The following is a 22046-nucleotide window of genomic DNA, read 5'->3' as shown; positions in this document are numbered from 1 at the left end:
GCCTCGAACGTGAAACTAACTTCACGCTGGAGTTCGAGCGTGAAACTAACTTCACGTTCGGCGGAAATGGGGGTCCTACTGCCCCACAACCACCGGCAGGCGCGCCCACCCGCGCACGCTCGCGGTGTGCGCGCGTTGGGCGTTCGCGTAGTCGACTTCCCAGTCGGGCCAGCGCCTGAGGACTTCCTCGAAGGCCACCCGTGCTTCCAGTCGCGCCAGGGCCGAGCCCAAACAGAAGTGCAGACCCTGCCCGAAGCTGAGATGGCTTCCGCCGCGGTGGATGTCGTAGGTGTCCGGATCCGAGAAGTGGCTTTCGTCGCGGTTGGCCGACGCGTTCAGCAGCAGCATGAACGACCCCTCGGGAATCGCGCGGCCATAGTGCTCGGCATCGCGCGCGACGTAGCGGGCCTGCACCGGCGACGGCGGCTCGAAGCGCAGCGTCTCCTCGATCGCGCCGGGGATCAACGACGGGTCTGTGGCGAGTTCGCGGCGTTGATCCGGGTGATCGGACAATAGTTGTCCCATGAAACCGATTAAGCGAGCGGTGGTTTCGTTGCCGGCGCCGGCGATCATCGCCGTGTACGCCAGCACCTCGGTCCGCGACAGGGGCCGCCGCGTGCCATCCGGCTCGTCGATCTCGGCCCGCAGCAGCTCGGTCATCAGGTCATCGGACGGATTACTGGCCCGCCATTCGATGTACTCGGCGAACAACGCGATGGAATTCGCGAAAACACTCGCATCGACCGCGGCGGGGTCACTGTCCCTGGACAATTCGATGTTGGCGACGCTTTGGTCCCGGATCTTCTCTTGGTCCTCTTCCGGGATTCCCAAGAGATAGCCGATGGTCCGCATCGGCATCATCGCGCCAAGGTCGCGGATGAAGTCGAAACCACTCCCGCCGACCAGCGGGTCGAGCTCGCGGACACAGAACCCGCGCACCATGTCCTCCACCGCCAGCATGCGTCGCGGCGTGAACACGCGGGACAGCAGCTTGCGGTGCAGATCGTGCAGCGGCGGGTCCTCGAAGAGCAGAATGCCCGGTGGCACTTCGATATTCGCGAACAGGATGTCGGCGGTGGTGCCGCGACCGGACCGGTAGGTTTCCCAGTTCGGCAGCTCGCGCACCACGTCGTCGTATCGGCTCAGCGCAAAGAAGTTGTATTTCTCGTTGTAGTACAGCGGCGCTTCTTCGCGCATCCGCTTCCACACCGGATACGGGTTCGAGTCGATCTCGACATCGAACGGGTCGTAGTACAACTCAACGGCACTCGGGCTTGTCATGGTCGGATCCCTAACTCAGTCGTTGCGGTGCAAGAAGCCGTGCAGGAGGGCTTGGACGAGTTCCTCAACGATCACCTCCCGCGGCGGTGGTTCGTTGCCGAAGTACGTGGAACGCAGGGCGGCCATGCCGGCGATCATCGACACCGTCGAGTGGGCAGGCAGGTCGGGATGGTCGGAGCGCAGCCCGCGCAATTGCATGCCCTCGACGCTGATTTGGCCCAGCACCGTGACGGCCCTGCGGATCTCGGCGATGCCGGCGTCCGCCTTTTCCTCGTCGCTAAGGTTTTCGGCCGCCATCAGGGTCAGCAGCAGACCCTGGTGTTCGACGAACACGTCGTAGAGCTGCGACACGAAAAGCCGGGTCAGCTCCTCCTCGTCGGTCTCCTCGGGGACCACCGACTTCCAGGTCGTCCCGAATTCGTCGACAAAGCTGACGAAGGGCACGACGAGCGCCTCGCGGAACAGCGCCGCCTTCGAACCGAAGTTGCGGAACAGCAGGTGTTCGGTGACCCCGGCGGCCTGGGCGATTTCACGCGTCGTGGTGCTGCGATAGTCCTGGCCGGCGAACAGCGCCCGGGCCGCGTCGAGCAGCAGCCTGCGTGGCTCCCCACGCGGCCGGCGCGCGACCGTAGCCGGAACCGGCTGCTTGGTTGCTCGCTGGGGCACCGCTGTTCACTCCTGTCGAAACGGTCGACCGTCGTGGGGATAGTATCCGCTATCTCCATAGGATAGTATCCACTACCTTAAAGGCGAAACCATCGAAAGGGTGGCACCATGGGCGCTGTCATCATGCTCGGCACGCTGTTCGGCCTGATCGTGCTGATATTCGGGCTGGTACTTCGCTTCGATCCGGAGGCGCGGCGCGCGCCGAGCGACGAGGGCCACCAGTGAACACGCAGATGACGGCGGTGATGGCCGGGGCCCAGTACTTTTCCTACGTCGCGAGCATCGCGTTCCTGATCGCCGGCATCTATCTGAGCTACCGGCGCCGCCGCGTCCACCCGCTTTTGCTTCTCGGCATTTCGGCGATCTCGTTCTCCTGGATCGAATCGCCCTACGACTGGGCGATGTACGCGCAGTTCCCACCCGGACTGCCCCGCATGCCGTCCTGGTGGCCGTTGAACGTGACGTGGGGCGGGTTGCCGCTGGCGGTGCCCATCGGCTACGTCTCCTACTTCATCATTCCCGCCGTCACCGGGGCCGCCCTCGGGCGGTGGCTGAGCGCAAAGTTCAACTGGCGCAGGCCAATTACCTTGCTCGTCGTCGGACTGGTCGTCGGGTTCTGCTGGGCGTTGTTCTTCAACGCCTACACCGGAGCACAGCTCGGCAACTTCTACTACGGCTACGTGATTCCCGGCCTCGCGATATTCGAGGGCACCAAGCACCAGTACCCGCTGTACGACTCGCTGGCCATGGGCATCCAGATGATGCTCTTCACCTACCTGCTCGGACGCACCGACGCCGAGGGCCGAAACGTCATCGACATGTGGGCCGACAAGAGATCGAAAACCCGGGGGCAATCCGCGGCGCTGTCGATTGTCGCCGTCATCGTCGTCGGACACCTGGTGTACGGCGCGGTCTTTGCGCCCCACCTCATCACGAAGCTGGGCGGCTACGTGACCGCGGGCCCGACGGAGCAGCTGTACCCCGGCGTGCCCAACCAGCCCAAGTAACGGGAGACCGCGTGAGTTACGAAAGTACGGCCGAGCCCATCAAAATCGGCTACCTGATGGACTTCCTGCTGCCCGAGGGCTTTCCCAAGACGTACTTCGAAGACCTGACAAAGCCTTTCGACCTCGTCTTCCAAAAGGGTGTCGAGCAGGGGCTTATCGATCGGCCGGTCGAGATCATCTACCGCGAAGTCGAAGGCCTGCCCAAGGGTTCGGTCAAAGCGGTCATCGATGCGTACGGCGAACTCTGTGACGAGGGGTGCCTGGCCGTCTTCGGCCCGAACATCGGCGACAACGTGATCCCGGCCCGGGAAGCCATCGAGGAGCGCTTCAAGGTTCCCTGCATCAGCGTCACGGGGTCGGACGTAGCGCTCAGTGAATGGGTTTTCGCGTTTCCAATGGGCTCGCACACCGACGAGCCGATCTTTTGGTCCGACCTGCTGGCCAAGGGCGGGCACACCGAAGTCGGTGTGCTGGTGGAGCAGTCCCTAGTGGGCGAGACATATCTGAAAAACTTTCGGGACGCGTGTAAACGCAAGGACATTCGCATCGTGGCCGAAGCGTCGATCGCACAGACCGCCGGAGACGTCACGGCCGCCGTCACCGCGCTGCACGACGCCAAGGTACAGGCAATCGTGCACTGCGGGTTCGGCTTCGGGGTCGTGTTCATCAATCCGGCGCTCGAGGCGCTGGGATGGGATCCGCCGCGGTTCTGCGGCACCGCCTTTCAGAATGCCTGGCTCAACCCGATCATGTGGAACGCGTTCATGGGCTGGACCGGCGTCGACCAATACGACGAGGGCAACACGGTCGGGCAGAAATTCCTCGACGAGTACAACGCGGCCTACGGCCGGCGCCCGGAATGGTGTGTGCCCGTGGTCAATAGGGATGTCGCGCACACGCTGCTGCGGGCGCTCGCCGACGCCCACCCGCTGAGCCCCCGCGGCGTGAAGGAGGCACTCGAGCGCGTCAAGATGTTGCCGGCCGCGTCAGGCGCCCCCGGCACCCGGGTGTCGTTCGGCAACTGGACGCGCCGGGCCTGGATGGGTGCGGGCTACCTCGTCGCGCGGCGGCTCGATGCCGACGGCGTCAACTCCCACCTCGTCGACCGCTTCGGCGAGGAATAGCGCGCCCAACGTCGAGTTGTTGCGCGAATATGGGCCGATTTTGCCCGAGAAGTCGACGCTCGACGACCTGTTGACGCTCAGCCGAGCGCCTGGGGCAGCACCACTTCGCCCACGCGTTTGAGGTACGTCCACGCGATCTTGGGCGGCAGCCCGCCGCACAGCGGCGACAGGTTGAGCACCTGGCCGGACTTGACACGCGAAATCGCCTCGGGCACAGAGATAATCACGTGCGAGGTTCCGGTATCCCGCAACTCGTCGACGGTGTTGACGTGGCTGAAGCCGGCCGTCGTCTCGTCGCCGGGATTCCACGCGGCGTAGGTGCGCACGTCGTGCAGCAGGTGTTCGCCGATCTCTTTCCACGCCTGGTCCACGTCGTCGGCGACGAACACGACCGAGGGGGTGTTGCGGTCGGGGAACATCGTCGGCCCGGGCGTGTGGCCGTGTTCGCGGCACGCCTCCTCGTAGGCCTCCTGCATGCCCGGCGCGTTGGCGTTGCCCAGCATGCCCAGGCCGTACCTGCCGGCCCGGCGGGCCGCCGCAACCGTTCCGCCGCCCCACATCATCGCGGGCCCGCCGGGGCTCAATGGGCGGGGCGTCACGGTGATCTGCCGCCCGTCCTCGACGACGGTCTCACCGGCGAGCAGGCGCCGCAACAGCGAGAGCTTCTCGTCGCAAACACGGCCGCGCTTCTTGATCGGCACGCCGAAGTGCTCGAATTCCTCGGGCCGGTAGCCCAGCGCCAGGATGTAGGACGCCCGCTTGTTGCTGATGATGTCGAGGACCGCCATGTCCTCGGCGAGGCGCACGGTTTCGTAGAACGGCAGGATCAGGATCAGGCTCAGCCCCAGCCGCTGTGTTCGCGCAGCCACCGAGGAGGCCAGCAGGAACGGTGACGGCAGGTAGCCGTCCTCGGAGCCGTGGTGCTCGCAGATGACGGCGGCCAGGCCACCGTGTTCTTCGGCCCAGGCACACATTTCGGGCGCCGCCGCGTACAAATCGGCTGGGGGCGCGGCCCATTCGGGATCGCGCATGTCGAAGCGCAATGTGTACACGGCAACCTCCTAGGGGCCTAATCGTAGTGATGCACGTTACACGTTCAGTCGAAGGCGTAAAGCGGCAGCGTGGTGGGAATGTCCAGCGAGCTCAGCAGGCCCGGGGGCGCGTCCACGACGTACGGGATCGCGTTGACGACGCGCATCGCCGTCGCCGCCATCGCCGCATGGCCCGCGGCGTGCCCCTCGGCCGCCCCGAGCGTGAGCTCGCAGTGGATGTCGGGATCGCCCTCGATGTCGACCCGATACGTGGCGTCACAGTCCGACGTCGGCCAGCCGGGCGCGACGTCACGGGCCATTCGGATGACGTGCTCGATGACGATGGCCTCGTTGCCGTTGACCACTCCGGCGGCGCGCGTGCGCACCGCCCCGCAGGTGCCCGCCTTGATGGTGCCGAAGGCGACCTCGATGTCGCGGTCGGTCAGCTCCCGATCGAGCGAACCGCGAATCTCCTGCACCTCGACACCCAGGCCCTCGGCCATGAGATAAATCGGTGCTTTCCAAGCCAATTCGATGAATCCCGGCGTCTTCAGCATCGGCTCGAAGTCCAGCGGCCGGCCGAAGCCCATCCCGTCCATCATCACGTCGGCCACCGGATAGTGGTCGTTGAGCGCGACCTCGCTGGCCGTGATCCGGCGAATGCTCTTGGACTGCGTCGTCATCAACAGGGCGAGCTGATCGGAAGCGAAGCCGGGAAAGATGCCCGACACGTAGAACGACGCCTGGCCGGCCCTGGCCGCCGCGTCCAGCTCGTCGCGCCAGTGGGGCGCGAAATAGGACGGCGGGTACACCAGGCTCGTCGACGACGTCGACACCACGTTGATCCCCGCGGTCAACAGGCGCACGTAGTCGGGTACCGCCGCGCCGTCGCGGTCGGGTCCGCTGGCCGCGTACACCACACAGTCGGGCTTGAGCGCGATCAGCGCGTCGGCGTCGTTGGTGGCTTTCAGGCCGATCGGCGCACCGCCGCCCAGCTCGCCGGCGTCCTGGCCCACCTTGTCGGGCGAATGCACCCAGACGCCAACGAGTTCCAGATCGGGCCTGCGTCGGATGCCGTCGATCGCGATCGACCCGACTCCCCCGGTGGACCACACCACAACACGCATCGGCACTCTCCTCACTGGTCGTGTGCAAAGGCGGCCGCGGCCCGCTCGAGATAGGGCCACGCCACCTCCGGTGCGACGCCGCCGCACAGCGGAGCCAGCGGCAGCAGCTGTCCGGCGCCCACATAGGCGATCGCCTCATCGGGGCTGAAGATGCGGTAGGGGCCGCCGTCCTCGCTGTCCTTCCGCAGCGCCGCGACGCTGTCGGCGCGGGTGATGCTGGCGACCGAATCGTCGTGCGGTCGGTAGGACGCCGCGATCTTCGCATCGTGCAACAGGTGCAGCCCCAGTTCGTCCCACGCCGCGTCGACATCGTCGGCCACGAAAACCGCTGTCGGAGCGCCCGACTGGGGGAACTGAATCATGCCGGGTTCGTGCCCGTGCGCGCGGCACTGCTCCTCGTAGTACTCCTTCAGCCCCGGCGAGGCGGTCTGGGAGATGAACCCCATCCCGTGGCGGCCGGCCCGCCGCGCCGCGGCCTTGCTGCCGCCGGCGATCAGCATCATCGGGATCGACGCACACGCCGGGGTGACGCGCACCTTGCGGCCCCGGTATTCGACGGTTTCGCCCCGCACCAGCGGGCCCAGCACGTCCAGCATCTCGTCGGCGACTCGACCGCGCGCGCTCATGTCGGCGCCGAAGTGGTCGTATTCCTCGCGCCGATGCCCCACCCCGAACGCGTAGGACACCCGGCCGCGACTGATCAGGTCCAGCACACTGATCTCTTCGGCGAGCCGGACCGGGTCCCACAGCGGAATCGGTACGGCGGCCAGCAGAATCGCCAGGCTGTTCGTCCTGGCCGCGATGGCCGAAGCCAGCGTCAGCGGCACCGGCAGGTGGCCGTCGTCGGCGCCGTGGTGCTCGGACAGCACCGCGAGCACGGCGCCGCGAGTCTCCGCCCAGGCGCACATGTCGATCGCCGCGGCGTACAGGTCGGCGGCCGGCCCGGCCCACGCCGGCGCGCGCATGTCGAATCTCAGCGTGAACATCAGCGAATTGCCCGGTCGGCCGTCACACCCCGCAGATTAACCTAAGATTTGTTCATTAGGATAGTACTTACTCTCTTAAACCCTTGACCGTGCGGCATGGCGGCTGTTAGCTTCCGAGTCGAACGTTGGGTAACTGTCGGCGTAAGGGCAACGGCCGCCTCAGCTTTCATCGCGTACGCAACTGAGGAGGAACACAATGACGGCTCAACGCGTAGTCGTATGGGCGACCGGCGGTATCGGCTCGATCGCCATCCGCGCCATCGACCGGCGCCCCAATCTGGAGCTGGTCGGGGTATGGGTGCACTCCCCCGACAAGGACGGCAAGGACGCCGGCGAACTTGCCAACGGCGAGCCGATCGGCCTGAAGGCCACCAACGACGCCGACGCGCTGATCGCGCTCAAGCCCGACTGCGTGATCTACGCGGCCAGCGGCCCGGAACGCGACGCGCTGGCCATCCCGGACTACGTCCGGCTGCTGGAGGCCGGAATCAACGTCGTCACCACCAGCACCACGCGCTTGGTCAATCCGCACGAATACGAGCCCGCGGAGTGGCGCGACCAACTCGTCGCCGCGGCAAAGCAGGGCCAGTCGTCGCTGTACGCGTCGGGGATCGAGCCGGGCTTCGCCGCCGACTACCTGCCGTTGGTGCTGTCCACGCAGTCGTCGTCGATCGACAAGATTCACGCGTGGGAGATCGGTCTGTACGACGACTACGGCGTGCCCGACATCATGAGTGACGCACTGGGTTTCGGCCGCCCACTGGATTACGAACCGTGGATCGGCTTCGCGGGCGCGATCGCGGGCGAATGGCAGGGTCAGATCAGGTTGATCGGCGACGCCCTGGGCGTCGAAGTCCAGGAGGTCCGCGAGTTCTTCGACCGCGCGGTCACCAACCGGACGCTGAACGTCGCGATGGGCACCGTCGAGGCCGGAACCTGCGGGGCGCTGCGGATGCGCGCCACCGGGATCGTCGACGGCCGCGAAGCCATCATCATCGAGCACGTCACGCGGCTGGCGCACGACGTCGCCCCGGACTGGCCGGAGGGCATCGGCGACCTGTCCTACCGCGTCCAGATCAGCGGCGATCCCGACATCGACTGCTCGCTGGCGGCGACGCTGAAGGATCCGAAAAAGGCCGGGGTCGGCAGCATGACGTCCGGGGCCGGCGCGATGGTCGCCACCGCGATGCGCGTCGTCAACGCCGTGCCGTATGTCGTTGCCGCACAGCCCGGGCTGCTGAGTTCGGTGGACCTGCCCCTGACGATCCCGCAGGGCGCGTTTGTGACCGGCTGAGTCCGGCGGGGCGTCCGCGGCCTAGTCTGCGGGAGTGACGCCGAATCCACTCGAGGAACTCACGTGGGCGCAGCTGCGGCTGCGCACCAGCATGAAGTGGCGCGCGCATCCCGCCGACGTCCTGCCGTTGTGGGTTGCCGAGATGGACGTCAACCTGCCGCCAACCGTCGCCGACGCGTTGCGCAGGGCGATCGACATCGGCGACACCGGATACCCGTCGGGCACCGCATTCGCCGAGGCAGTCAGCGAATTCGCTTCGCGGCGTTGGCAATGGCACGACCTCGAGGTCGCCCGCACCGCGCTGGTCCCCGACGTCATGCTCGGTGTCGTCGAGACGCTGCGGCTCGTCACCGACCGCGGCGACACCGTCGTCGTCAATCCTCCGGTCTACGCGCCGTTCTACGCCTTCGTGTCGCACGACGGCCGTCGCGTGCTCGAAGCGCCACTGAGCGCCGAGGGCCGAATTGATCTGGACGCGTTGGAGGATGCCTTCGCCGGCGCGCGGTCGGGGGGTGGGAAAGTCGCCTATCTGCTGTGCAATCCGCACAACCCGACGGGGACCGTGCACACCGCCGACGAGTTGCGCGGTGTCGCCGAGCGGGCCCGCAGGTTCGGCGTCCGGGTGGTGTGCGACGAGATTCACGCGCCGGTCATCCTGCCGGGCTCGCAATTCACCCCGTACCTCACCGTGCCGGGGGCCGAGGATGCGTTCGCGCTGATCTCCGCGTCGAAGGCCTGGAACCTCTCCGGGCTGAAGGCCGCCCTGGCCATCGCCGGTCCCGAAGCCGCCGCGGACCTGGGCCGGATGCCCGAAGAGGTCAGCCACGGGCCCAGCCACCTCGGCATCATCGCGCACACCGAGGCCTTCAGCACCGGCGACGAGTGGCTCGATGGGTTGCTCGACGGGCTCCACGCCAACCGGGCATTGTTGGGCGATCTGGTGGCCGAGCGGCTACCCGGGGTGAAATATCAACGCCCACAAGGGACTTACCTGGCGTGGCTGGACTGCCGCCAGCTCGGGTTCGACGAGGAAGCCGCCGGCGGCCTTGCCGTGGTGGCGGATCTGTCGGGGCCGGCGCTGTGGTTCCTCGAGCACGCCCGCGTCGCGCTGAGCTCCGGCCATGTCTTCGGAACCGGCGGCGCCGGTCACGTACGGCTGAACTTCGCGACCTCGCAGGCCATTCTCACCGAGGCCGTGTCGCGAATGGAACGCGCGCTAGCCGGTTAGCTTACAGCGCAACGCTTTTCAGTCAGGTAGCAGTTCCTCGGTGCCGCGGCCCAGGTTGCGGAACCCCTCGGCGGGCTTCTTGAAGCCCAAGACGTAGGGCAGCGAGCCCAACTCGAACTTCGTCAGCACACCCAGCCGGGCGACCAGGCCGCGCTCCCGCACCAGCGGCGGCACGTCGGAGGTCGTCAGGTCGATGTAGTGCGTCGACGTTTCCCCGATGCCCTCGAAGTCGTGCGTCAGCGGAAGGCAGAGCTGGCGAACCGGGTCGTCCAGGAGTTGTGCCACGGCGTCCGTCATCAGCACGTACTCCGAGACGGGCACCACGTTCTTGAGCATGCGATGCACGAGGATGACGTCGAGACTGGCGAGTTTGTGCTGGCGTTTGATCTTCTGCTCGGCGACTTCGCCCTCGTGAACGACGAATTTGAGCGTCAGGTTGTCCAGCTGCAGGCAGCAGTCGCACTCGCAGCCGAACTCCTTCTTGACCCGCGCCCGTCGTTCGAAAAAGGACCGGCGCATCTGCGATAACCGGTCGCAGACCAGCACTTTCGCATCGCCGTCGGGCTCCCAGAAGAAGACGGCGTCGCCCTCGAGCTCCGCCACCTTGAGACCCTTGCCAGCGTCGATGACGGACTCCAACAGTTCTGCCACCGTGAGCTGGGCGTGGGCCAGATGCATCCGATTCCAGTTCATGTAGTGCGTGTATCCGCTGATGTCCGCGATCAGCAGAACCGCACGCCGGATGGCCATAAATTCGCTATTTTAGTTGCCTGCCATCGTCTGCCCAAGGAAATCTTGTACTGGACGAACGCGCGCTGCAGAGAGCAGGCTTGCAGAGGTGCTAGTCCACTGGAGGAGCTACATATGCATGTGCTGCGAACCCCAGACTCCCGGTTCGAGAACTTGGAAGGCTATCCGTTCGTAGCGAACTACCTTGACGTGGCGGCAAGCGACAGCGAGCCGGTGCGCATGCACTTTCTGGACGAAGGCCCCATCGACGGGCCGCCGATCGTGTTGCTGCATGGCGAGCCCACCTGGAGCTACCTGTACCGCACCATGGTTCCGCCGCTGGCCGACGCCGGTAACCGCGTGCTGGCGCCCGACCTGATCGGCTTCGGCCGCTCCGACAAGCCCAGCCGGATCGAGGATTACACCTATCTGCGTCACGTCGAATGGGTGACGGCGTGGTTCGAGCGCCTGAAGCTGAAGGACGTGACGCTGTTCGTACAGGACTGGGGATCGCTGATCGGCCTGCGCATCGCCGCCGAGCAGAGCGGCCGGATCGCCCGCGTGGTGGTAGCAAACGGCTTCCTGCCCCAGGCCCACGGGAAACCCAATCCCGCCTTTGCCGCGTGGCGGGCCTTCGCCCGCTACACCCCCGTGCTGTCCGCGGGCCTCATCGTCGCAGGCGGCACGGTTCGCCGGGTGCCGCCCAAGGTGCGGGCCGGCTACGACGCGCCATTCCCGGACAAGCGGTATCAGGCCGGGGCCCGGGCGTTCCCGCGGTTGGTGCCGACCTCAGCGCATGATCCGGCGGTGCCGGCCAATCGTGCGGCCTGGCGGGCCCTGGGCGAGTGGGAGAAGCCCTTCCTCGCAATCTTCGGGGAGCGGGACCCGATCCTGGGTCGCGCCGACGGGCCCCTGATTCGGCACATCCCGGGCGCCGCCGGGCAGCCGCACGCCCGCATCCACGCCAGCCACTTCATCCAGGAGGACAGCGGCCCGGAACTGGCCGAACGCGTACTTTCCTGGCAGAAGGCGCTGCTCTGATCGGCCGCATTATGTTATGTCGCAATGACTTCGACGGTATCGCCACCGTGTCGGAGGAGCGTGAGGCGGTGCGGCGAGTCGGGTAACCCGCCCCGGAATGCCGCGTTCGCTAGTGCTCCCGCACCTTCGGTGCGACGATCAGCGCATGGACATGATGGCGATGGGCCTGATGGGCACGGTCGTGGGTGCGTCCGCCGTGGGTATCGCGGGAATTGCGAAGTCGGCCGCCGACACATTGCTCCCGGGCATGATAGGCAGCACCCACAACAAGCACCAGACCAGGATCCACCTGCATACCCGGCGCTGCGACACGGTCCATCACTGGCGGGCCGGCCTGGCGCAGGCGCGAGACACCTACCGGCAGTGGGAGTGCGGGCCTCGCGGCGACGGTCCGCCGAACGTCGTCGGCGACGAATGGTTCGAGGGCTTGCGACCGTATTTGCCGGCCACCGGCGAGGCGGCGATATTCCGGAACGCCCACGAAGTCCATTGCGACAACCCGACTCTCACCCTGCTGTCGCTCGAGATCGGCCGCATCGAAAAGGAATGGGCGGACGAGGTCAAAGGGCGCAGACGTCGCCCCTGGAACCGCTGAAGCCTCATCCGGTGACGGCGAGCACCGCCGCGGCGAGCTCGGGACGACAGACGACCACATCCGGCAACTTCGGATCGGGCTGGTTGTAAAGCAGCGCCGACCCGTCGATGCGCGAGGTGTGCAGTCCGGCGGCCCGGGCCACCGCCACGGGTGCCGCCGAGTCCCACTCGAACTGCCCGCCCGCGTGCACGTAGACATCGGACAAGCCCTGGACGATCGACGCCACCTTGGCTCCGGCGGAACCCATTTCAACCAGGGTGCCGTCCAACGCGTCGCGAACGGCCAGGGCGACCGCCGGCGGGCGGGTGCGCGATACGACGATGCGCGGCTTGGCCGGCGCGGCGGGAGGGGCGTCGACCTGCGGAGTCGCCAACGTGACTCCCTGCGCCGGCAGCGCCACGGCACCGGCGATCAACTCGCCGGCCTGCCAGAGCGCCACATGCACCGCCCAGTCGTCGCGGCCAAGCTCGGAAAACTCCCGGGTGCCGTCGAGCGGGTCGACGATCCACACCCGCTCCGAGCGCAGGCGCACCGGGTCGTCGGCGCCTTCCTCGGACAACACCGCGTCGCCGGGACGCTCGGCGGCAAGGGCCGCCATCAGGAAATCGTGGGATCGCTTGTCTCCGGCCGCTTTTCGCTCGCTAGCCTCGGCGTCGGCGAATTCGTCGCGCACTCCCAGCAACAACTGCCCCGCCTCGGTGGCCAATCGCGCGGCCAGTGCGTGATCGCTCATCGGTTACTCCTAAGTTGGTAGCGTTGACCAAATTTACCGTGACACATTACTTGGCTAACAGCACACCCCCATATGACGTTCTGCCATAACCTTAAGAACGTGAGCGGGGGCAACGTCTCTTTATCGAGTCGGTTGGGGCGCACACCGCGGGGGCGCCTCACAGTGATCGGTGTCGTGGTGGCCATTGCGTTGATCGGCGTGGCGGGTTTTGTCGGCTTCGAGCTGACTCAGGGCCATCGAAGCACCTCGGGCCAGGCCACCACGCCGCTGCCGCCCGAGAGCGAGGCCATCCCCGGTTGCTACAACCCGTCCGTGCCGCCCACCGAGCGCCCGAAGAAGCTCAACGTCGTCGGGTGCGCGAGCGTTGCCGTTGGGCTGCAAGACATGTCATGGAGCACGTGGGGACCGCAGGGCGCCGACGGGACCGGCACCGCGGTCTTCAAGATGTGCGATCCGAATTGCGCGGCCGGCTACCAGCTCACCAAGCCCGTCGTGGTACACGCGTGGAATGCGCAGCCGCCGCGCCGTGACGCGATCTGCCAGCTCGGCCTGAAGATCTTCAACGACATGATCCTGGCCTTCCCGCAGGGCGCGCCGCCGCCCACCGCGCAGAAGATGGACACCCAGTACAAGGGATTGCCGGCGGTGCACTACGTCGACTACTCGCCCAGCAACAGCGGCGACACGCAATTCATCGGCTACACGTTCTGCAACTGAGATGCGCCGAACGTGCACTCAGTGCGGAAAAATCGGCAAATTCTCGCAGTGAGAGCACGTTCGGCGTAGGGAAAAGTCGCTTAGACCTCGACGACGACGGCGCCGCCCTGGCCGCCACCGGCGCACATCGCAGCGACGCCGATGCCGCCACCGCGGCGGGCCAGCTCGTAGACCAGCGTGGTGACCATTCGCGCGCCGGAGGCCGCGATCGGGTGACCGAGGCTGCAGCCGCTACCGGAGAAGTTCACCTTCTCCTCGTCGAGGCCGTACTCGCGGCACGCCGCGATGGGCACGGACGCGAACGCCTCGTTGATCTCCCACAGCGCGACGTCGCCCGGCGTCAGCCCGGCGCGTTCGAGCACCTTGCCGATGACCTTGACCGCACCCAGACCACAGTCCCGGGGCGGCACGCCCGCGGCGGCCCATGCCCGGACGGTGCCCATGACGTTGAGGTTGTTGGCCGTGGCGTAGTCGCGGTCGACCAGGGCCACGCCCGCGGCGGCGTCGTTGGTGCCGCTGCTGTTTCCGGCGGTGATCGAGAAGCCCTCGATTTCGGGATGCAGCACCTTGAGGCCGGCGAGCTTCTCGATGGTGGTGTCGCGACGGGGGTGCTCGTCGACGGAGAAGTCGACCACCGAGCCGTCGAACTGGGTGATCTTCAGCGGCAGGATCTCGTCGGCGAACTTGCCGGCGTCCTGGGCCGCGACGGCGCGCTGGTGTGAGCGGGCCGCCCAGGCGTCCATTTCCTCACGCGTGATGCCTGCGCTCTGGGCGGTGTTCCACCCGACGGTGATCGACATGTCCTTGGCGGGAGCATCCGGGGTCTCGACATGCGTCGGCGGCATCCAGCGCTCCTCGAACTTGAGCTCGGGGCCGGGGATACGCCAGTTGGTCAGCGGCGTCATCGACAGCGACTGCACGCCGCCGGCGATCAGCACCCGCTCCATGCCGGAACCGATCTGGGCCGAGGCGTTGCCGATCGCGGTGAGGCTGCCCGCGCAGTGGCGGTTGACCGACTGGCCGGGAACGTGCTCCAGGCCCGTCGCGCTGGCCGCATAGCGAGCCAAATCGCCACCGCCGTAATGCGATTCGGCGAAGATGATGTCGTCGATGTCAGCGGGGTCGACGCCGGAGCGGCGGACCACCTCGGGAAGCACGGCGGTGATCAGGGTCTCGGGCGGCGTATTGACCAGCGTTCCCTTGAACGAACGGCCGATCGCGGTGCGGACGGCTCCGACAATGACGGGTGTTCCCATGTTCTCAACCTCGTTGTTGTGGGCGGTCAGACGCCGCGAATCGTATCAAATACTGTATAGACAATAGTAATGGTCTAAGTTCAGGGAGCCGGGCTCCTGTGACGGCGCTAACAATTAAGCGGTTCGGGTAAATACGGAGGCCAACCCGGTGAAGACCAAAGGTGCGCTGGTCTGGGAACTGAACGAGCCATGGTCGGTGGAAGACATCGAAATCGGCGAACCCCGCCACGGTGAGGTGATGGTCCAACTGGAGACGGCCGGCCTGTGCCACTCCGACCACCACCTGATGACGGGCGACTTCCCGATCCCGAGCTATCCGGTGCTGGGCGGTCACGAGGGCGCCGGGATCGTCACCGAGATCGGCGAAGGTGTTCAGAACCTGGCCGTCGGCGACCACGTCGTGATGTCCTTCATCCCGTCCTGCGGTACGTGCATTCCGTGCCAGACGGGGTTGCGCAACCTGTGCGACCTGGGCATGGGCCTGCTGTCGGGCCAATCGGTATCGGACGGCTCGTTCCGGGTGACGGCCAAGGGACAGAATGTCATCCCGATGTCGCTGCTGGGGACGTTCGCGCCGTATGTGGTGGTGCACCACACGTCGGTGGTCAAGATCGACCCCACCATCCCGTTCGACGTCGCCTGCCTGGTGGGCTGCGGCGTGACCACCGGCTACGGTTCGGCCGTGCGTAGCGCGGTCGTGTCCCCGGGAGAGGACGTCGCGGTCGTAGGCATCGGCGGCGTCGGAGTCGCCGCGCTGCAGGGCGCCAAGATCGCCGGGGCCCGACGCATATTCGCCGTCGATCCGTATGAATGGAAGCGCGAGCAGGCGCTGAAGTTCGGTGCCACAACGACTTTCGCGGACGTCGCCGGCGCCGCGGCCGGCATCGCCGAGGCGACCCAAGGCTTCATGTGCCACAAGGTGATCGTCACGGTGGGCCACGTGGAGGGCAAAGACGTCGAGTCGTGGATGGGCCTGACGGCCAAGGGCGGGGTCTGCTGCCTCACCGGGATGGCCAGCGTGATGGCCAACGAAGTCACCCTCAACCTCGCGGGACTCTCGCTGCTGCAGAAAAGCTTGCAGGGCAGCATCTTCGGCGGCGGAAACCCACAATACGACATTCCCGCGATCCTCGAGCTCTACAAGCTGGGGCAGATCAATCTCGACGACATGGTGACGCGGGAGTATTCGCTCGAGCAGATCAACGACGGCTACCGCGACATGCTCGAGGGCCGCAACATCCGCGGCGTCATCCGGTTCACCGACGCCGACCGCGCGTAGCGCATTCTCGGCACGCGAGCACAATGGGTTGATGACCACCACACCCCTCCTCCAGCGTGACGCCCAGAGCACCGCGTACCGCGTCGCGGCGATGCTGATCGGTATCGGCACCGTCCACTTCCTGGCGCCCAAGCCGTTCGACCAAATCGTGCCGGTCGAGCTTCCCGGCACCCCGCGCTTCTACACCTACGCGTCGGGTGTCGCCGAGGTCGCGACCGGGGCACTGTTGGTGCCGCGTGCCACCCGCCGGCTCGCCGCGCTGGCCGCCGTCGCGCTGTTCGTCGGCGTCTTCCCCGCCAACGTCAACATGTGCCGGTTGTGGTGGGGTAAGCCGTGGCCGATGCGCCTCGTGGCCCTGGCCCGGCTGCCGCTGCAGATCCCGATGATCACGACCGCGCTGAAGATCCACCGCGACAGCTGAGTCGTTGTCGCGCGGAGGCGGGCGATTAGATGCGCGAACCCACCCGGTGCGCGGTGCCCTCGGGATCGACGTATACGAATTCTCTTAAGCCGTAAGCGGTATCGAACGGCTCCCTGAAACGGCCGTCGAGATCCTTGAGCGCGGACCATTCCGCGTAGAGCGCGTCGGCGTCGCTGACGTAGAGATACACGCTGGCCGCCGTGCGCCGCGGGTCATGCTCGGCCCACTCGTTGATGTGCAGCGACACCGAGCCGCGGTCGGCGAAGCCGTAGCGCTCCGGGCCCTCGTAGCCGCGCGCATCGAACCCCAATCGCCGGTAGCGGTCCAGGGCCATGTCGAGATCGCGCACCGGAATGATGGGTGATATCGAGGTGAAATCGATTTCGGGCATACATCAGTGTTTCAACTGTGTCCCCACGTATGGGCGCGCGGTCCGCAACCCTGTCGTATGCTCCGATCGCAAACAACAGCAGGAAGGGCCCTCACCCCATGCGCCAGCTAACAGCAGCAGTGGCCGTTGCCGCCGCCGGATTCCTCGTGGTTTCGTGCGGCGATAGCGACAAAAAGGAAGCCAGCCCGTCCTCATCCTCTTCGTCGACCGCGAGTGCGACTCCGTCGAAGACACCGGTGGCGGAGATATCCCTGCCCAACATGTTGCTGTCGCCGGCCGAAGTCGACACCCTGCTGGGCGTCACCGGATCGAAGAAAGACAAGTCGATCGATGCGCTGAAGACCGACAGCCCGACCGACCTGTTCCCCAAGAGTTACAAGTTTCCCGACGAGTGCCTCTTCATCACCGGCGCCGCCGAGGGCTCCGTCTACGCCGGCAGCGGCAACACCGCGGTCAAGGGCGAGCGTGACGTGGCGCCCCAGCCCTCTGGGTCAAACGATCAAAACCCCGAGCTGACCCAGGCCCTGGTGTTGTTCCCGTCCGCCGACCAGGCCAACGGCTTCTTCACCACGTCCACCCAGCGCTGGTCTGCCTGCGCGGGCCGCCAGGACACGGTTCCCGCCGAGGGCGACTCTCCGACCATCACGTGGAAGGTGGGGCCGCTTACCAACGCCAACGGAGTGTTGAGCGCCACCTACGAGGTTTCGGCGTCGAAGAACGGCCAGAGCTTCTCCCAGAGCTGCCAGCGCGCGTTGACCGTGCGCAACAACGTCGCAATCGACACCGAGGTATGCAAACCGAACGTCGGAGACGGCGCCGTCACCGCCGCCAACCAGATCGCCGGCAAGGTCGATAAACAGTAGGTGCCTTCGCCATTTGTTGTCTCGCACAAGCGATTCGGCAATCCAAGCTGAATAGCGCCCAAGGCCGTATTCCTTTTGGCCAGTTGTCGTTTACCTTTTGGTTGTAGTCAGCCACTGCGGATCCGACGTAAGCTCTGGCCGCTGACCTGGTCAAGCCAAGTCTCTTGTGCCATCATCCGAACTTGGTTTTAGGCCGTATGCACATGGCCTCGCACGACATGGGAGTTCGGCCCACGGGCGTCCATCCCACGATGTTGAGGAGCGACACATGACCACATCAACGACGACCGCAGACGCCGGCGGCGGGCTGCCGGTCATCCATCTTTCCGAGCTGTTGCGTGCCCCGGTGGTGGCGCGCTCCGGCGAGGCGGTCGGCCGGGTCGACGACGTGATCGTGCAACTGCGCGGCGCAGACGAGTATCCCCTGGTGACCGGGATCGTGGCCGGGGTCGGCGGGCGGCAGGTATTCATCGGCAGCAACTCCATCCACTCGTTCGCTGCGGACCGAATTGTGTTGGCCAAGAACAAGGTTAACCTCCGCGGCTTCGAACGCCGCGACGGCGAAGTGCTGCTGCGCGCCGACGTGCTCGGGCACAGATTGATCGATGTGGCAGCCGTCGAGTTGGTGCGCGCCTACGACGTCGAACTCGAGGACACCGGCGCCGGGTGGGTGCCCGCGCGGCTCGACACCCGCCGGCCGCCACTGTTGTTCGGCCTGATCAAGCGCGCCGGCGGGCACGCGGCCCGCGACTGGAAGTCGTTCGAGCCGCTGATCGGGCACGCGCATACCGACTCCGTGCGCCGGTTGTCCGGCCGGTTCGGCGGGTTCAAGCCCGCCGAGATCGCCGATCTTCTCGAGGATGCCGACAAGGCCGAGGGCGGCGAAATCCTCGACCGGGTGCACAGTGACCCGGAGTTGGAGGCGGACGTCTTCGAGGAGCTCGACCCCGAAAAGGCCACCCGGCTACTCAACGGCATGCCGGATGCCGAGGTCGCGGCCTTGCTGAGCCGGATGCGCGCCGACGACGCCGCCGACGCGATCGCCGACCTGCGCCAGGCGCGGCGTCGCCGCGTGCTCGACCTGATGCCCGCCTCGCAGCGCACCAAGGTGATCACCCTGATGGGCTTCAATCCCGAAAGTGCCGGCGGGCTGATGAATGTCGACTTCGTCTCGTGCGTCGCCGCCGCAACCGCGGGCCAGGCGCTGGCGCTCATCTCCACCGCGCATTCCGTGCAGCCCGAGGCGCTGATCAAGGTACACGTGCTCGACGACACCCAACGCCTCATCGGTGTGGCGTCCGTGATCGAACTGCTGCAGTCCGAGCCCGGAGAAAGCGTTGGGGCACTGATGGATTCCGATCCCGTGCGGGTCGCCGCCGACGCCGACCTGACCGACATCGCATTGTTGATGGCTGACTTCAACCTCTACTCGATACCCGTGGTCGACGAGCAGGACCGCGTGCTCGGAGTGGTCACCGTCGACGACGTGCTCGAGGCGACGATCCCCGAGGATTGGCGGCGCCGAGAACCCGCCCCACGCCCGGTCCGCGAGCTCGCACCTGCCACCGACGACCGCGACGCGCCCGGCGGTGACACCCCATGACCGCCGCCGACGACAACACCCTGAGCCCCGAGGCGCCGCCGGGCAACCCGGAGCCCAAGGCGCCCCGGCGCACCGCGGTGCTCGACAGCGCGCATCTCGGCGACATCGAAGGCGCGTTCGGCCGCATCAGCATCAGCGAGACCGACCATTCCCGGACATTCAAGACCCGGCTGCTGACGCTGCTCGCCATCGTCGGGCCCGGGATCATCGTGATGGTCGGCGACAACGACGCCGGTGGAATCGCGACGTACGCCCAGGCCGGTCAGAACTACGGCTACTCGCTGCTGTGGGTGCTGCTACTGCTGATCCCCGTGCTGATCGTCAACCAGGAGATGGTGGTCCGGCTCGGCGCGGTCACCGGTGTCGGCCACGCGCGGCTGATCAACGAACGCTTCGGCCGCGGCTGGGGCTGGTTCTCCGTCGGCGACCTGTTCCTGCTCAACTTCCTGACGATCGTCACCGAGTTCATCGGGATCAGCCTGGCGGCCGATTACTTCGGTATCTCCAAATACATTGTGGTGCCGACCTCGGCGGTCGCCCTGGTCGCGATCATGGCCAGTGGCAGCTTCCGGCGGTGGGAGCGGGCCATGTTCGTCTTCATCGCGATCACGCTGCTGCAGATCCCGATGCTGCTGATGTCGCATCCGCAGTGGGGCACTGCCGCGAAGTCGTTTGTGGTGCCGAGTATTTCGGGCGGTGTCACCTCCGACGCGGTGCTGCTGATCATCGCCATCGTCGGCACCACGGTGGCGCCCTGGCAGCTGTTCTTTCAGCAGTCCAACATCGTCGACAAGCGCATCACTCCCCGATTCATGGCCTACGAACGCGTCGACACCGTGCTGGGCGCCTTCGTCGTGATCATCGGCGCCACAGCGCTGTTGATCACGGGCGACTGGGCGGCGCGCTCGACCAACACCGTCGGCAATTTCGTCGACGCCGGCGACATCGCCCATCTGCTGGGCCAGCACAACAACCTGCTCGGCTCGTTCTTTGCGATCGTGCTGCTGGACGCGTCGATCATCGGCGCCGCCGCGGTGACCCTGGCCACCAGCTACGCCTTCGGCGACGTCTTCGGGTTGAAGCACTCGCTGCACCGCGGATTCGCCGACGCCAAACAGTTCTACGTCTCCTACACGGCAATGGTGGCGTTGGCCGCCGCCGTCGTGCTGATCCCGGGCGCCCCGCTCGGGTTGATCACCACCGCCGTGCAGGCCCTAGCCGGCTTGCTGCTGCCCAGCGCCAGCGTGTTTCTGCTGCTGCTGTGCAACGACCGAGAAGTGCTGGGGCCCTGGGTGAATCGGCCCTGGCTGAACTGGGTCGCCGGAGTGATCGTCGGGATCCTGCTGCTGCTGTCCGGAATCCTGATGGCCACCACGCTGTTTCCCGACATCAACGTCGTGGTGGTCTCCGGTTACCTGGGCGTCGCCTTGGTCGTGCTCGGGATCGCCGCGGTGCCGGTGCTGCGCTGGATGGGCCGCCACCAGCCCGCCGCACCCCCGGCCAAGGCCCCGGCGCGCGACGTCGACCGCAACACCTGGCGGATGCCGCCCCTGACCCTGTTGGAGCCGGTGGTCTGGTCGCCGGGCACGCGGCTCGGCATGATCGCCCTGCGCAGCTATCTGGTCCTGGGCGCCCTGCTGCTGGTGGTCAAAGCCATCCAGGTCAGCCGCGGGTAGCCCGCGCCGTTTCGGCATCCACCCTTGCCGGGGCGAGCGGTTTGGGTGTTAGCTCGGTAATCGCTGGCGATCAGCGTCGCGTTGCTTAACTGGAGGTCCTTGCCGTGCCACTGATGGCGAACTCGATGCGATGGATCCCCGTGCTGGCGGCGGGCTGCGTGGCGTTGGCGGCGTGCGGCTCGCCGCAACCGGCGCGACCGAGCGCATCCGTTCCGAGTTCGACGAACCTCATGCCCACCACCGCACCGTCGCCGAAGACCGTCACCACGACGGAATCGCCCGCCGCGGCCGGCACGCCGACGTGCGTCGGACTGTCGATCTGTCCCCCTCCTTCGCCGGACGCTGACGGCAACCCCGGGTGCTATTACTCCGATGGCTGGCAAGGCATTTCGTCGGGCGCCGGCATCGAGGTCTGGTACTTCCACGAGCCACAGAACCTGTCGAAGCCTGACAAGGTCACCGCGATAGTCCGCAAGAAAGACGGCACCAGCGAGTCGCAGGAGGCCAACATCGACGCCGGCCAACAAACGCACCGCTTTGAATTTCCGACGGTCGACAAGTCGTCGGTCCAGGAGGTGTTGCTGTCGACGAGCAGCGGCAAATGCTTCGTGGCCGGGCCGGGCAGTTAGGGATGGTCGGCTTTGAAGAACATCTCGAACTGGATGCCGTCGGGATCCTTGAAAGTCAGCACCGCACCGTATTCGCGGTCCGCGATCGGTGAATGATCGACGCCAAGCTCCTCGAACCGCGCTAACCACTCGTCCAGTTCGAATCCCGTACGCCGTGGGTCGAAGGCTTCGCCCCGATTGGCGTCATGCTGCTGGAACTCGATGATGGTGCGCGACGACGGGTGGATGAGCAGAATCGCACGCCACCCCTCGCCCGCGACTCGGTCAATCTCGGTGAGCTCCAATAGCGCCGCCCACCATTGGGCGCTGGCCTCGGCATCGCGGGCAGAGAACGAAATGTGCGACACCCGACTGAAAGTTGGCATGGAA

The 22046-nt window shown here is 66.4% G+C and carries 23 protein-coding genes; 13 read left to right on the top strand and 10 right to left on the bottom strand.

The window, feature by feature from the left end:
* Nucleotides 1-75: 75 nt before the first annotated feature.
* Both MRAB57_RS19795 and MRAB57_RS19790 read right to left on the bottom strand, forming a co-directional pair.
* On the bottom strand, nt 76-1281 hold the full coding sequence (locus MRAB57_RS19795; RefSeq protein WP_077088855.1) for a cytochrome P450: 1206 nt from the start codon (nt 1279-1281) through the stop codon (nt 76-78).
* A gap of 15 nt (nt 1282-1296) precedes the next feature.
* Nucleotides 1297-1947 carry a TetR/AcrR family transcriptional regulator gene (locus tag MRAB57_RS19790; RefSeq protein WP_077088854.1) on the bottom strand — a complete coding sequence of 217 codons (651 nt, stop codon included), beginning with the start codon at nt 1945-1947 and terminating at the stop codon, nt 1297-1299.
* Nucleotides 1948-2168: 221 nt separating this feature from the next.
* Here MRAB57_RS19790 and MRAB57_RS19785 point away from each other — a divergent pair, with 221 nt between their 5' ends.
* Both MRAB57_RS19785 and MRAB57_RS19780 read left to right on the top strand, forming a co-directional pair.
* The gene (locus MRAB57_RS19785) at nt 2169-2954 is read left to right on the top strand and encodes a spirocyclase AveC family protein (RefSeq protein ID WP_077088853.1); all 786 of its coding nucleotides are present in this window, start codon (nt 2169-2171) and stop codon (nt 2952-2954) included.
* An 11-nt stretch (nt 2955-2965) separates the two neighbouring features.
* Entirely contained in the window at nt 2966-4078 is a 1113-nt protein-coding gene (locus MRAB57_RS19780) for an ABC transporter substrate-binding protein (protein WP_077088852.1), read from the top strand.
* A 77-nt stretch (nt 4079-4155) separates the two neighbouring features.
* Here MRAB57_RS19780 and MRAB57_RS19775 read toward each other — a convergent pair whose 3' ends face one another.
* The 3 genes from MRAB57_RS19775 to MRAB57_RS19765 are packed head-to-tail and all read right to left on the bottom strand — an operon-like array spanning nt 4156 to nt 7222.
* On the bottom strand, nt 4156-5130 hold the full coding sequence (locus MRAB57_RS19775; RefSeq protein ID WP_077088851.1) for an LLM class flavin-dependent oxidoreductase: 975 nt from the start codon (nt 5128-5130) through the stop codon (nt 4156-4158).
* Between the two features lie 44 nt (nt 5131-5174).
* A complete protein-coding gene (locus MRAB57_RS19770) occupies nt 5175-6236 on the bottom strand; it encodes an NAD(P)H-dependent amine dehydrogenase family protein (RefSeq protein ID WP_077088850.1) in 1062 nt (353 codons plus the stop codon).
* 11 nt (nt 6237-6247) lie between these two features.
* A complete protein-coding gene (locus MRAB57_RS19765) occupies nt 6248-7222 on the bottom strand; it encodes an LLM class flavin-dependent oxidoreductase (RefSeq protein ID WP_077088849.1) in 975 nt (324 codons plus the stop codon).
* Between the two features lie 196 nt (nt 7223-7418).
* On the opposite strand from MRAB57_RS19765, the gene MRAB57_RS19760 reads away from it, so the two are divergent.
* On the top strand, nt 7419-8516 hold the full coding sequence (locus MRAB57_RS19760; protein ID WP_077088848.1) for an NAD(P)H-dependent amine dehydrogenase family protein: 1098 nt from the start codon (nt 7419-7421) through the stop codon (nt 8514-8516).
* Nucleotides 8517-8550: 34 nt separating this feature from the next.
* Entirely contained in the window at nt 8551-9744 is a 1194-nt protein-coding gene (locus MRAB57_RS19755) for a MalY/PatB family protein (RefSeq protein ID WP_077088847.1), read from the top strand.
* Between the two features lie 18 nt (nt 9745-9762).
* Here MRAB57_RS19755 and MRAB57_RS19750 read toward each other — a convergent pair whose 3' ends face one another.
* On the bottom strand, nt 9763-10494 hold the full coding sequence (locus tag MRAB57_RS19750; protein ID WP_077088846.1) for a DUF2652 domain-containing protein: 732 nt from the start codon (nt 10492-10494) through the stop codon (nt 9763-9765).
* A gap of 114 nt (nt 10495-10608) precedes the next feature.
* Between MRAB57_RS19750 and MRAB57_RS19745 the strand changes: the two genes are divergently transcribed.
* Both MRAB57_RS19745 and MRAB57_RS19740 read left to right on the top strand, forming a co-directional pair.
* Nucleotides 10609-11514, top strand: a complete 906-nt coding sequence (locus MRAB57_RS19745; RefSeq protein ID WP_077088845.1) for a haloalkane dehalogenase — start codon at nt 10609-10611, stop codon at nt 11512-11514.
* A gap of 145 nt (nt 11515-11659) precedes the next feature.
* Complete coding sequence (locus MRAB57_RS19740) at nt 11660-12109, top strand: hypothetical protein (RefSeq protein ID WP_077088844.1); 450 nt, start codon at nt 11660-11662, stop codon at nt 12107-12109.
* A gap of 4 nt (nt 12110-12113) precedes the next feature.
* Here MRAB57_RS19740 and MRAB57_RS19735 read toward each other — a convergent pair whose 3' ends face one another.
* On the bottom strand, nt 12114-12842 hold the full coding sequence (locus tag MRAB57_RS19735) for a 3'(2'),5'-bisphosphate nucleotidase CysQ (RefSeq protein ID WP_077088843.1): 729 nt from the start codon (nt 12840-12842) through the stop codon (nt 12114-12116).
* Nucleotides 12843-13004: 162 nt separating this feature from the next.
* On the opposite strand from MRAB57_RS19735, the gene MRAB57_RS19730 reads away from it, so the two are divergent.
* The gene (locus tag MRAB57_RS19730) at nt 13005-13559 is read left to right on the top strand and encodes a hypothetical protein (protein ID WP_077088842.1); all 555 of its coding nucleotides are present in this window, start codon (nt 13005-13007) and stop codon (nt 13557-13559) included.
* Between the two features lie 80 nt (nt 13560-13639).
* Here the strand turns inward: MRAB57_RS19730 and MRAB57_RS19725 are convergent, their stop codons facing one another.
* The gene (locus tag MRAB57_RS19725; RefSeq protein WP_077088841.1) at nt 13640-14815 is read right to left on the bottom strand and encodes a thiolase family protein; all 1176 of its coding nucleotides are present in this window, start codon (nt 14813-14815) and stop codon (nt 13640-13642) included.
* 148 nt (nt 14816-14963) lie between these two features.
* Between MRAB57_RS19725 and MRAB57_RS19720 the strand changes: the two genes are divergently transcribed.
* Entirely contained in the window at nt 14964-16094 is a 1131-nt protein-coding gene (locus MRAB57_RS19720; protein ID WP_077088840.1) for an NDMA-dependent alcohol dehydrogenase, read from the top strand.
* 31 nt (nt 16095-16125) lie between these two features.
* On the top strand, nt 16126-16515 hold the full coding sequence (locus MRAB57_RS19715; RefSeq protein WP_077088839.1) for a DoxX family protein: 390 nt from the start codon (nt 16126-16128) through the stop codon (nt 16513-16515).
* 25 nt (nt 16516-16540) lie between these two features.
* Here MRAB57_RS19715 and MRAB57_RS19710 read toward each other — a convergent pair whose 3' ends face one another.
* A complete protein-coding gene (locus tag MRAB57_RS19710; RefSeq protein WP_173814040.1) occupies nt 16541-16897 on the bottom strand; it encodes a VOC family protein in 357 nt (118 codons plus the stop codon).
* Between the two features lie 245 nt (nt 16898-17142).
* Between MRAB57_RS19710 and MRAB57_RS19705 the strand changes: the two genes are divergently transcribed.
* From MRAB57_RS19705 to MRAB57_RS19690, 4 genes are all read left to right on the top strand, one after another.
* Nucleotides 17143-17769 carry a sensor domain-containing protein gene (locus MRAB57_RS19705; protein ID WP_245835963.1) on the top strand — a complete coding sequence of 209 codons (627 nt, stop codon included), beginning with the start codon at nt 17143-17145 and terminating at the stop codon, nt 17767-17769.
* A gap of 268 nt (nt 17770-18037) precedes the next feature.
* Nucleotides 18038-19372, top strand: coding sequence for a magnesium transporter MgtE N-terminal domain-containing protein (locus tag MRAB57_RS19700; protein WP_077088836.1), 1335 nt, complete (start codon nt 18038-18040; stop codon nt 19370-19372).
* Entirely contained in the window at nt 19369-21048 is a 1680-nt protein-coding gene (locus tag MRAB57_RS19695; RefSeq protein ID WP_077088835.1) for an Nramp family divalent metal transporter, read from the top strand. The genes MRAB57_RS19700 and MRAB57_RS19695 overlap by 4 nt, the downstream gene beginning before the upstream one ends.
* Before the next feature lie 113 nt (nt 21049-21161).
* Nucleotides 21162-21677, top strand: coding sequence for a hypothetical protein (locus tag MRAB57_RS19690; RefSeq protein WP_077088834.1), 516 nt, complete (start codon nt 21162-21164; stop codon nt 21675-21677).
* Here MRAB57_RS19690 and MRAB57_RS19685 read toward each other — a convergent pair.
* On the bottom strand, nt 21674-22042 hold the full coding sequence (locus MRAB57_RS19685) for a VOC family protein (RefSeq protein WP_157900638.1): 369 nt from the start codon (nt 22040-22042) through the stop codon (nt 21674-21676). The two genes, MRAB57_RS19690 and MRAB57_RS19685, sit on opposite strands and share 4 nt — an antisense overlap.
* Between the last annotated feature and the right edge of the window lie 4 nt (nt 22043-22046).

This window comes from Mycobacterium rhizamassiliense (assembly GCF_900157375.1).
In the GTDB taxonomy this organism is placed as follows: Bacteria; Actinomycetota; Actinomycetes; order Mycobacteriales; family Mycobacteriaceae; genus Mycobacterium; species Mycobacterium rhizamassiliense.
Note: the sequence above shows the minus strand (reverse complement) of the source record. Positions and strands in the feature narration are given on the sequence as shown.

Bases quoted from the DNA above. Each gene is read 5' to 3' on its own strand.
- MRAB57_RS19795 (WP_077088855.1), bottom strand. From the start codon at position 1,281: ATGACAAGCCCGAGTGCCGTTGAGTTGTACTACGACCCGTTCGATGTC.
- MRAB57_RS19770 (WP_077088850.1), bottom strand. From the start codon at position 6,236: ATGCGTGTTGTGGTGTGGTCCACCGGGGGAGTCGGGTCGATCGCGATC.
- MRAB57_RS19765 (WP_077088849.1), bottom strand. From the start codon at position 7,222: ATGTTCACGCTGAGATTCGACATGCGCGCGCCGGCGTGGGCCGGGCCG.
- MRAB57_RS19760 (WP_077088848.1), top strand. From the start codon at position 7,419: ATGACGGCTCAACGCGTAGTCGTATGGGCGACCGGCGGTATCGGCTCG.
- MRAB57_RS19750 (WP_077088846.1), bottom strand. From the start codon at position 10,494: ATGGCCATCCGGCGTGCGGTTCTGCTGATCGCGGACATCAGCGGATAC.
- MRAB57_RS19745 (WP_077088845.1), top strand. From the start codon at position 10,609: ATGCATGTGCTGCGAACCCCAGACTCCCGGTTCGAGAACTTGGAAGGC.
- MRAB57_RS19740 (WP_077088844.1), top strand. From the start codon at position 11,660: ATGGACATGATGGCGATGGGCCTGATGGGCACGGTCGTGGGTGCGTCC.
- MRAB57_RS19735 (WP_077088843.1), bottom strand. From the start codon at position 12,842: ATGAGCGATCACGCACTGGCCGCGCGATTGGCCACCGAGGCGGGGCAG.
- MRAB57_RS19725 (WP_077088841.1), bottom strand. From the start codon at position 14,815: ATGGGAACACCCGTCATTGTCGGAGCCGTCCGCACCGCGATCGGCCGT.
- MRAB57_RS19715 (WP_077088839.1), top strand. From the start codon at position 16,126: ATGACCACCACACCCCTCCTCCAGCGTGACGCCCAGAGCACCGCGTAC.
- MRAB57_RS19700 (WP_077088836.1), top strand. From the start codon at position 18,038: ATGACCACATCAACGACGACCGCAGACGCCGGCGGCGGGCTGCCGGTC.
- MRAB57_RS19695 (WP_077088835.1), top strand. From the start codon at position 19,369: ATGACCGCCGCCGACGACAACACCCTGAGCCCCGAGGCGCCGCCGGGC.
- MRAB57_RS19690 (WP_077088834.1), top strand. From the start codon at position 21,162: ATGGCGAACTCGATGCGATGGATCCCCGTGCTGGCGGCGGGCTGCGTG.
- MRAB57_RS19685 (WP_157900638.1), bottom strand. From the start codon at position 22,042: ATGCCAACTTTCAGTCGGGTGTCGCACATTTCGTTCTCTGCCCGCGAT.